This window comes from Pseudomonas sp. Marseille-P9899 (genome assembly GCF_903166565.1).
Taxonomy (GTDB): Bacteria; Pseudomonadota; Gammaproteobacteria; order Pseudomonadales; family Pseudomonadaceae; genus Aquipseudomonas; species Aquipseudomonas huaxiensis.
The window spans coordinates 103,379-113,311 of sequence record NZ_CAESCG010000004.1 but is presented as its reverse complement, the minus strand read 5'-3'; the positions used below and the strand labels follow the sequence as shown (position 1 = coordinate 113,311).

At 61.9% G+C, this 9,933-nt stretch carries 7 protein-coding genes; 5 read left to right on the top strand and 2 right to left on the bottom strand.

Going from position 1 to position 9,933, the window contains the following annotated elements; genetic code table 11:
- The first annotated feature begins 152 nt into the window (after positions 1 to 152).
- Entirely contained in the window at positions 153 to 494 is a 342-nt protein-coding gene (locus HWV67_RS20355; protein WP_110973413.1) for a tryptophan synthase subunit beta, read from the top strand.
- Between the two features lie 31 nt (positions 495 to 525).
- Here HWV67_RS20355 and lapD read toward each other — a convergent pair whose 3' ends face one another.
- Both lapD and lapG read right to left on the bottom strand, forming a co-directional pair.
- Positions 526 to 2,457, bottom strand: coding sequence for a cyclic di-GMP receptor LapD (gene lapD / locus HWV67_RS20350; RefSeq protein ID WP_175652558.1), 1,932 nt, complete (start codon positions 2,455 to 2,457; stop codon positions 526 to 528).
- A 9-nt stretch (positions 2,458 to 2,466) separates the two neighbouring features.
- Positions 2,467 to 3,228, bottom strand: a complete 762-nt coding sequence (gene lapG / locus HWV67_RS20345) for a cysteine protease LapG (protein WP_175652557.1) — start codon at positions 3,226 to 3,228, stop codon at positions 2,467 to 2,469.
- Between the two features lie 216 nt (positions 3,229 to 3,444).
- On the opposite strand from lapG, the gene HWV67_RS20340 reads away from it, so the two are divergent.
- The 4 genes from HWV67_RS20340 to HWV67_RS20325 all read left to right on the top strand — a co-directional run bounded on the left by HWV67_RS20340 (position 3,445) and on the right by HWV67_RS20325 (position 9,931).
- Positions 3,445 to 4,137, top strand: coding sequence for a GntR family transcriptional regulator (locus HWV67_RS20340; protein WP_175652556.1), 693 nt, complete (start codon positions 3,445 to 3,447; stop codon positions 4,135 to 4,137).
- Between the two features lie 642 nt (positions 4,138 to 4,779).
- Positions 4,780 to 5,556, top strand: a complete 777-nt coding sequence (locus HWV67_RS20335; protein WP_175652555.1) for a DUF3050 domain-containing protein — start codon at positions 4,780 to 4,782, stop codon at positions 5,554 to 5,556.
- Positions 5,553 to 6,497 carry a diiron oxygenase gene (locus HWV67_RS20330; RefSeq protein WP_175652554.1) on the top strand — a complete coding sequence of 315 codons (945 nt, stop codon included), beginning with the start codon at positions 5,553 to 5,555 and terminating at the stop codon, positions 6,495 to 6,497. Before HWV67_RS20335 ends, HWV67_RS20330 begins: the two co-directional genes overlap by 4 nt.
- A complete protein-coding gene (locus HWV67_RS20325) occupies positions 6,494 to 9,931 on the top strand; it encodes an amino acid adenylation domain-containing protein (protein ID WP_175652553.1) in 3,438 nt (1,145 codons plus the stop codon). Before HWV67_RS20330 ends, HWV67_RS20325 begins: the two co-directional genes overlap by 4 nt.
- Positions 9,932 to 9,933: the final 2 nt, after the last annotated feature.

Here is a 9,933-nt window from a genome sequence, read left to right as displayed (position 1 = left end):
TCGCTTGGCGTGTGCCGGCCCTCGCGGGCCGGCACAACACTGCGGTTTTTGCCTGGCGGCCATAGGCGGCGCATACTCGTGCGCCGTTTATGGCCTAAGCTGCTGAGTGCTTTAAGAAGAAGATGATGGAACCACAATCACGAGGGATGACCATGTTCTACGTGCAACGCGACATGGCAGGCCAGTTGCTTCGGGTCGAAGCCGCCGCCTTTGCCGAAGCCACGGAAACACTGCCCGCCGATCACGCCGAAGTTCTGGAGTGGTTTGCCGACGATGTGGTCGAGAACAGCCTCAAGCAGCTCAAGCAGAGCGACCTGGACATGATTCGGGTGCTGGAAGACTTGATCGATGTGCTGACCACCAAAGGCGTGATCAGCATCACCGACCTGCCGCCCGGCGCTCAGGCCAAGTTGCTCAACCGCAACACCGCCCGTGCTGCCCTCGGCGGGCTGAACAACCTGATTGACGAAGACGAGCACGGCGGCCTGATCTGAATTCCGCCGGCCCTGACAACAGGGCCGGGTTTCACGCCCAGGGTGCCGGTTCTCCCACCAGCCGGCCCTGCACGCCCTGGATCTCCATCTCCCGCAACACCCTCAACTCCCCTTCCGTCTCCACGCGCTCGGCGATCAGTGGCAGGTCGATGCTGTGGGCTGCGCGCTGCACGGCCTCGATGAAGATGCGCTTGTGCTGTTCTTCGTCGATGGCGCGAATGTAGCTGCCGTCGATCTTCAAGTAGGCGAGGCCGAGATGAGCCAGGTTGCCGATCATGCTGAAGCGCCCGCCGAAGTGCTGCAGGCTCAGGCTGAAGCCCTGGGTGCGCAGGCGACGGGTCAATTGTTCCAGCACCGACTGTTCCGGCAGTTGCTCTTCGGCAATTTCCAGGGTCAGCCGCGGACCAAGGACGGCGTGTTGAGCCAACAGGTCCAGGACTTTTTGCTGGCTGGCCGGATTGACGACGGTCGTCGCCGAGAGGTTGAGCGCCAGCGACTGGTCGTGGCCATGCATCTGCTTGAGGACTTTCTCCAGCATCATCAGGTCGAGCCGGGTCGCCCAGCCGAAACGCTCCAGCGCCGGCAGGAAGCGGCCGGCGGCAATGGCCTCGCCCTTGTCATCGATCAGCCGCGAAAGCACCTTGTAGTGCAACACCCGGTCAAGCGCGTTGCTGTCTACCACAGGCTGGAAGAACAGCTCGAAGCGGCCCTGATTCAGTGCCTCGTCCAGCAACGAGTGCCACTGGCGATGGATATCACTGGCCTGCGTCGCCGAGCCCTGCTCCAGGCAAACCCACGACGGCTCCGGCTGGCTCTGCGCACGCGCAAGGGCTTCGTCCGCCAACGCCAGCAGGGCCTTGGGCTCATCTCCCGGACTGAACGGTGCCAGACCGATGCACGCCGACGGGGTGACATCAGAAATGCCGCGCAAGCCGGACTCCAGCGCTTCGGCCAGCTTGATCGCATCGTCATGACTCATGCCCGGCGCCAGCACCGCGAACTCGCCACCGCGGCTGCGGGTGATCAGGTTGTTGGTCTCCGGGAAGTTGGCGCACGCGCTCTTCAACTGCTGACCGACCGCTTGCAACAACTGGTCGGTGCGATGGCCGCCAAGGCGCTGGTTCAAACCTGCAAGGTCCTGCACCCGCAATAACAGCAGGTAGCCGTCGCTGGTCTCATCAAGATTGCTGACCCGGGCGTTGAGCTGCATTTCGAAATAACGGCGGTTGGCCAGGCCGGTGAGGCTGTCCTGATAGGACTCGACCCGCAACTTCTCGCTGCGCTCGGCCTGCTCCTTGTAGAGGGCCTTGAGCTTCTCGACCATCTGGTTCATGGCCTGGACCACACGCCGCAGTTCGGGAGTGCGCGGCAGGTCTGGCAGGCTGAGGAATTCCCGGCGGGCAATGGCGTGGGACTGCTCGACCATGTAATCCAGCGGTTTGAGCTGACGGCGCAGCAGCAGCGCACCGGCCACGGCACTCAGGGCACCGCACAGCAGCAGCCAGCCGAGGCTGCCCAGCGCGCTCTGCCAGAGCTTGGACAACGCGAACATCGGGTGGCTGACCACCTCGACCCGCGCCGCCTGCTGCCAGCCCCGCATGACCATCGCATCGCCGCCCGCCGCTTCCAGCCCGATCAGCTTGATGAACCACTGCGGCACGCCGCCCGGATCAGGATCGGCATGGCGCTCGACCAGCAGCGTATTGGACGCGAGGTCCACCACGCGGATGCTGGCGTAGTAACCGCTGTCGAAGATCGAGCTGACCAGCAGCTCGACCATCGCCGGGTCATCCAGGTTGGGCGTCAGCGACAGGGCCAGCGCGGTAGCGGCGTCCTGGGCGTGGGAGCGCAACTGGTTGACGTACTGGCTGCGCGAGCTTTCCAGACTCACCATGAAACTGCCGCTGAAAGCGACCACCAGAAACAGGCAGATGGCGAGCAACAATTGTTTGAACAGTGACATCTGAGCTCCTCAGTAGACCGGCTCGGCAGGGAATCCTTCTGCCTGCATCTTCTTTAACAGATCCTGCCAGCGCGACAGGCGCTTGGTATCGCCCACTTTCTTGTTGCCCGCAGCGCCCGTCAGCCACAAACCTTCACCGTTGAAGGCGTATACCGGCAACAGGTCGGTACGCTGGCTGGCCGGCTTGATCGCGTCGATCAGGCTGTCGAGTACCAGGGGCATGGCGTCAGGGCTTGAATAGTAGGTCAGGACCATGTGCGCGCGGTTCTGGCGCAGGGCCTTGACGTAGGTGATGCGCAGCTTGTCCGCAGGGATGCCGAGACGGCGCAGGCTGAAATACTTGGCGATGGCGTAATCTTCACAATCCCCCGCGCCCTTGATCAGCGACTGGATTGGCGTTGCCCAGTAGTCGACTTCGTGCCACAGGTCGATGTCCTCCTCGTAGCGCAGTTGCCGATTGAAGAACTGGTTGACCACCTCCAGACGTTCGGCATCGCCGAGCTGCTTTTTCGTTGCCAGCAATTGCTGCCAGGCGTCGATACGCTGCTGGCCGGCGCCCAGCGGGCCATACAGGGCCTGGGCCTTGCGGCTGATCTGGGAAAAATCCCAGTCCGCACGCAATCCGCCCAGCAGCGCCAGGCCAAGCAACAGAGCCAGCCCCACCCGGCGCATGGTCAGATAAACAGCCCAACGTATCGCCAAGACGAACGGTCCGCGAAGTCCCTGGAAAGCGCCGATGGTGACGCCTGAGCGGAGAAAAGACAATGACACCGAGCAATCACCGTGATATCAGCCAAAACGCACCCGACGCAGGGTTCGAGGCCCTGCCGGAGCGGTGCTTCCCTTAAATCGAGAGTTCATTCACGATAGCACCGCGGTTCCCCACCAAGACCTCTTATCCACAGGCCGGAACAGTTCAAACCGAAGGTTTGACAAGGATCGCCTCCATTACTAGCTTGATTGGATCCAATATTGGGCAGAAGTAGCGTGGCCGGAAAAACCAAACTCCTCAACACCATCCTGGGCGACGAACAGGTACCCCCGCACCTCGCGCGAAGCGTGATCGAGGAGCGCCTGCGCGGCGCCATCCTAGACGGGCGCCTGGCACCCGGCATGGCATTGCGTCAGCAAGAGCTGGCGACCCTGTTTGGCGTCAGCCGCATGCCGGTGCGCGAGGCCCTGCGCCAGCTCGAAGCACAGGGGCTGCTCGAAGTCGTGGCGCACAAGGGTGCCGTGGTCGCTCCGCTGATCGGCGAAGACGCCGTCGAAACCTACGAACTGCGCGAGATGCTCGAAACCGAAGCGCTGCGCCAGTCCATCCCGCTGCTCGACGCCAATGACATCGCCCTGGCCCGCGACTACATCCGCCAGCTTGAGAACGAAACCCGCCACTCTGAAATCGGCCGCCTGAACCGGCTGTTCCACATGACCCTGTACAGCAAGGCGCGGAGCAAGAAGCTGCTGCGCCTGATCGACAACGAGCTGTGCCAGGAAGAACGCTTCCTGCGTTTCCACTTGTCCTCGATGGGACTGGGCAAGCTGACCCAGGACGACCACAACGGCCTGGTCGACGCCGCCAGCGACAAAGCCATCGAAGACGCCGTGGCGATTCTGCACCGCCACCTGAGCAATGCCCTCAGAACCATCCGCAATTACCTCGACAAGCAACCCAAGCCGTAACCCTCCCTGCCCGCCATGGGCCGCGCCAGCGGTCCTGATGCACCTCCCTTCTCGGCGGCACCTTCCCCCGCGCCACCCAATTCCATGACAGCCCGCGCGTTTGCTGCACACTCTAAGTCCAGCACGCAGCCCTGATCGGCCTTTGCATGGCCCGGTTGCGTGCTCCTCATTGACCTGCAAAAGGAGCCTTATCCCCGGGCAGGAGCCGATAACGATCAGCTGCCCCTCACATTCGAATCTGCAACTTCCCACGTAAAAAAAGTGCCCGGAGTGAGGTATTCACTCGCCGCATTTAAACTTTGGCCCTTTATAGCCGAGGCGGACACTTTCAACCCAATAAAACAAATAGAAGTTGTTTTAAAGAGCAACTAACAACTTTGAAAACACTCTTTGAAATATATCCAACACTCCCTCTTGCAGAACATTGAAAAGTTGCCTTAGCTTTCGATCACCGGAGAACGCCCGTATTGCCTGGCCAACGCCACGGCCCGCGCTGAATTCGGCAACTTGCATGTCATCAACTCGTTTTCACTGGCGATTCAGTCCAGGGGATTTCTGTCACCTTAAATAACCTGCTTGGCAACTATCGAACCTATCCCGGACACCAACTTCCACGTCGCGAAGTTTAAAAAGGAACTTGCAATGAACAGGCTCGAACACCAACTGCATGAAAAGAAAAACGAATTGGCGCGTCATCCTGTCTTCGCTGAAATCGACTCGCTGCCGGTCCTGCGCCGGTTCATGGAAACCCATGTGTTCGCCGTCTGGGATTTCATGTCCCTGACCAAGCGCCTGCAGCAGGAACTGACCTGCACCCGGCTACCCTGGTTACCGCCCCAAGACCCCAAAGCCGCGCGCTTGATCAATGAGATTGTGCTGGGTGAAGAGTCGGATGACCGCCTGGAGCAGGGTCATTACAGCCACTTCGAACTGTACCTGGACGCCATGCGCGAGGTCGGCGCGAGAACGCAGAGCATCGAACGCTTTGTCCTGCTGCAGCGCGACGGCCTACACCACCGGGCTGCCCTGCACGAGGCCGGTGCCAGCGAGGCGGCCCGGCATTTTGTCGAGCAAACGCTGGACACCGCGCTCAATGCGCCTGCCCATGTCGTTGCCGCAGCGTTCCTGCATGGCCGCGAAAGCGTCATCCCGACCATGTTCCAGCGCATCCTTGACGACTGGGGCATCACCGGCAGCCACGCCCCGACGTTCCGCTATTACTTGCAACGGCACATTGAGGTCGACTCCGACGACCACGGCCCCGCCGCCGAGCAACTGCTGGCACGCCTGGTCAACGGCGACCCTCAGCGCGAACGCGAGGTCTACACCGCCGCCATCGCTGCCGTGGAGAGTCGCCTGGCATTCTGGGATCGCTTGCGGCTGTCGATGCACGCGGACATCACCGAGGCCAGCCTATGAACAGCCTCGACTACCAATCCTTCGCCGAGAGCTGGGAGAGCCGCGCCACCATCCGCACCCGGCCGCGGCGCCAGGTTGAGGGCGACGAGCGGCTGATCTATCCGCTCAGCCGCCAGCCGCTGGTGCTCAGCGACACCTTTGTTCGCGAATGCCCGCATCTGCGCGATTTCGCCCTGGTCCAGAGCCTCTACAAGTTCATCAACGATGTGGTGATCTTCGAAACCGAGATCGTCGATCGCACCGCCCGCGCCATCGCCAAGGACCGCTTCGCCGTGCGCTTCCCCTTCGCCTGCCGCTACGACGCAATGACCGTGGTGGTGGACGAGGACTACCACGCGCTGGTGGCCATGGACTTCATGCAGCAGACCGTCGAGCTGACCGGCATCAAGCCCATCGCCCTGCCCGCGGAAATCGAACTGAGCCGGGCCATTCCCGCCGTCCTCGCACTTGCCCCGGAGCACCTGCGCGACGCCGTGGAACTGATTTGCGTGGGCATCGCGGAAAACACCCTGACCAACGATGTTGCCGCGTTCGCCCGCGATGACAGCGTCAAACCCTCGATCAAGGGACTGATGGCCGATCACCTGCTCGATGAAGGTCGCCATTCGACCTTCTGGGCTCGCCTGACACGTATCTACTGGAGCCAGGCGCCCGAACAGGACCGAGAACACATCGCCCGGCTTCTGCCGGTGTTCATTCGCCATTACCTGACCAACGACATCCAGAAGGCGTTCGACCATCAGTTGATCGCCGCGCTCGAGGTGCCGGATCACGTGGCCTGCGCGCTGCGCGCCGAGGTGACGGCCATGGCCTGGCCGATCAATCACCAGCACCCGCTACTGGGCAACATCCTGCGTTTTTTCAGAAGCAGCTCACTGCTCGACGCGACTTGCGTGCAACAGGTCCTGGCCGAATACCTGCCGTCAGGGAGCACGTCATGAGGCGCCTGGATATCCTGCTGGCCGGCAGGAGCCCGGCCCTCGCCCCGCTGCGTGCGGAACTGGAACAACACGGCCATGTGCTGCATCACGCCATCGACATAGCGCGGCTGGAGGCATGCCCCTTTGTCCGTCCGCACCTGTTGATCGAGGACGGCAGCCTGGACGTGCCAGCACTTGGGAGTTGTCCGTACCTGAGCTTGCGGGTGGCCAGCAGCGGTCTGGATGTCGATTCATTGCCCGAACTGGAATTGCTCTACTGGGCAGGCACCGCCAAGGCCCAGCGCCTGATCGACCGACAGCAGGTGGCGAAGGAACACTCCGGCAACGGCCAGCAACTGCGTCTGTCCGCTCTCGATAGCCTGCAGGAGCGTGTGGCGCTGCATGTCAGCCATTTCTCGCGCAACCCGGAGTACTTTCGCGAAGCACCGGTCGTCGCGCCCATGCAGCAACCACAGGAGCAGAATCTTTGCTGGCTGGAGCAGTTGGCTTATCTACATGTCTTCAATCGCCGCGAAAATGCCTCGCTGCTGCGGGAAAGCCACACACCACTCATCGAACGCCTCGAACACAGCCTGCGGGTAAACGCCAGGCACCCGGCATTGCACGTCGATGGCCAGCGCATCACTTACGCGAACCTGCATGCACAGGCACTGGCGATTCAGCAGCAACTGCTGCCGTTGCTGGAGGCTTCGGCCTCGTCCGACACGGCGCTGATTGCGATCTGCCTGCCCAAATCCCTGGCCTTGTATGCGAGCCTTCTGGCGGTGCTCGGCTGTGCCGCCGTCTACCTGCCGCTGGATCCTGATACGCCAGCTGAGCGCGTGCGCTTCATTCTGAAGAACGCCAACGCGACGGTGCTCATCCATGACGGAAGCTTCCCGGCGTTGGATCAGCCAATTCCCAGACTGGACCTGAGCCAACTCCCCCCGCCGGCATCACATCCCCTGTCCGGGCTTATGCAGCGGCGACCCGACACAGACGCGCCCTGTGTCGCCATCTACACCTCCGGCACCACCGGCCAACCAAAAGGCGTGCTGCTGAGCCAATCCAACCTCAGTCACTTCCAGGCTTGGCACGGCGAGCATATGCAACTGAGCCCGCAGAGCCGTGTGCTGCAATTTTCCACGATCAATTTCGATGCCTCGTTGCTCGACATCCTTCCCACCTGGGTCTCCGGGGCCGAGTTGGTAGTGCCCGACGAAAACCAGCGGAGGGACCCCGCCCGCCTGGAACAACTGATCCGCCAACAGGAAATCAGCCACGCCTTTTTACCTCCCGCCTTACTCAGCCTGCTGAAACTGGAGAACACCAGCCTGGAGCACCTGATCACCGGCGGCGATGTGTGTGAGCCGGAAGTAATCGAGCGCCTGGCCGGGCGGTGCCGGGTCCACAACATCTATGGCCCGACTGAAACCACGGTGCTGGCCACCACCCGGGTGTTCAGCGTCGGCGACAACAACCGCGACATCGGTCTGCCGATCGCCAACACCCGCGTGTTGCTGCTCGATGAGGCGCTTCAGCCCGTCGCGCAGGATGTCGTCGGCGAGCTGTACATCAGTGGCGCCGGCGTTGGTCTGGGCTATCTGAACAATCCGCAATTGTCCGCGGAACGCTTCATCAGCCTTGAACTGCCGGAGGGCGAGCACCTGCGCCTGTACCGCACGGGCGACCTCGCTCGATGGACCGTCAGCGGCATCGAAATCTGCGGGCGCCGCGACAATCAGGTGAAGATCCGTGGGTTTCGGGTCGAGCCGGAAGAGATAGAGCATTGCCTGCGCGCAAGTCGGCTGTTCGCACAGGTTGCCGTCGTGATCGATGAGCAGCGCCGGGTGTTGGCGTTTCTCGCGCAGCCCCGGCATGCCGAGGCGGTCGAAGCGCTGAGAGCCCATGCCCGGCAGCACCTGCCCGACTACATGCGCCCCCTGCTCTATCAAGCACTCGCGCAAATGCCCTACACGCCTAACGGCAAAGTTGATCGCCGCGCACTCTTGGCAACGCGGGTGGAACTTGCCGAGCAGCGACCACGACTAGCCGCTGCCAATCTATTGGAGAAGCAACTGTTGGAGCTGTGGAGCGAGCTGCTGGAGCTGCCGCAGGAAGACATCTCCACCGACGACAGCTTTTTTAATCTGGGTGGTCATTCGATTCTGCTCTCACGGCTGCTTCTGGCACTGCGGGACCGCTTCGGCCGAGGCATCTCCATCAACCGCTTTATCGAATCCCCCACGTTGCAACGACTGGCCCAACTGGTCAGCGGAGAGGCGATTACCACAAGCGTGCTCAACCCGCAGGCCTTGGCTGATGCTGAACGAGAGCTGGATCTGCAGGTGCTGCCAATTGATCGATTGGGCGATCCGCACAAGGTGATCGTCACCGGGGCCAACAGCTTTCTCGGTGTGCATATCGTCGAGGCGCTGCTGTCCTGGGGCGTGACTGAGGTGGCTTGCCTGGTCCGGCGTGGCGATGGTCTTTCAGCCGAAGAACGCTTCGCCCAGGCGGTGATCGACAACCGTATCGACGGTCTGGATTGGCGCCGGATCCGCGTTCTGGAGGCGGATCTTCGGAAACCCCGGCTCGGATTAAGCGAAACGGACTACGAAGACCTGGATCGCCGTTACGGCGCACTTGTTCACAACGCGGCACAGGTCAACCACGTGCTCGACTACCCCGCGCTGGTGGCAGACAACGTGGAGCCGCTGTTCGAATGCCTTCGCCTGTGTGAGGGGCGTAGCAAGAAGGTCTTCAACTTCATCTCCACCCTTTCAGCCTGTAGCGCACGGGATGAACATGGCCGGGTACTGGAACAGCCACCGGCCACGACACCTCCGCTGTACATCCGTAATGGCTACAACCTGAGCAAGTGGGTGGGCGAGCGCCTCGTGGAACGGGCTCATCAGAGTGGCGTGTGGGTCAACCTGTTCCGCCCCGGGAATATCAGCTTCAACAGCCACAGCGGCGTCTGTCAGCCACTGAAGAACCGTCTGATGCTGATGCTCAAGGGCTCGCTGCAATTGGGCCCGGGGCCGGCGCTGGACCTCGAGTTCGACCTGATGCCCGTGGATTTCCTTGCCCGCTTTATCGGCTTTCACGCCAGTCGTTATCGCGCGGCACAAGCGGTGTTCAACCTGCATAACCCCGAGCCGTTGCGCTGGGAGCGCTATGTCGCGGCGTTTCGTCAGTGCGGTCGGCAATTCGAGCTCGTCAGCGTCGAGCACTGGCAGCAGCAGTTGCAGCAGGTCGACCGCAATAACGCCCTGTACGACGTGCTCGGCTTCTATCTCGACGGCTTCGAAGAAGACATCGGCGACATCTCCCACATCGCCCACGCCAACGCCCGTGATGGCGTGCAACGCATGGGCGAACGCTATCCGGAGAAAAGCCCTGCACTGCTGTCGCGCGGCTGCCGGTATCTCCAGGACATCCAGTTCATCTGATC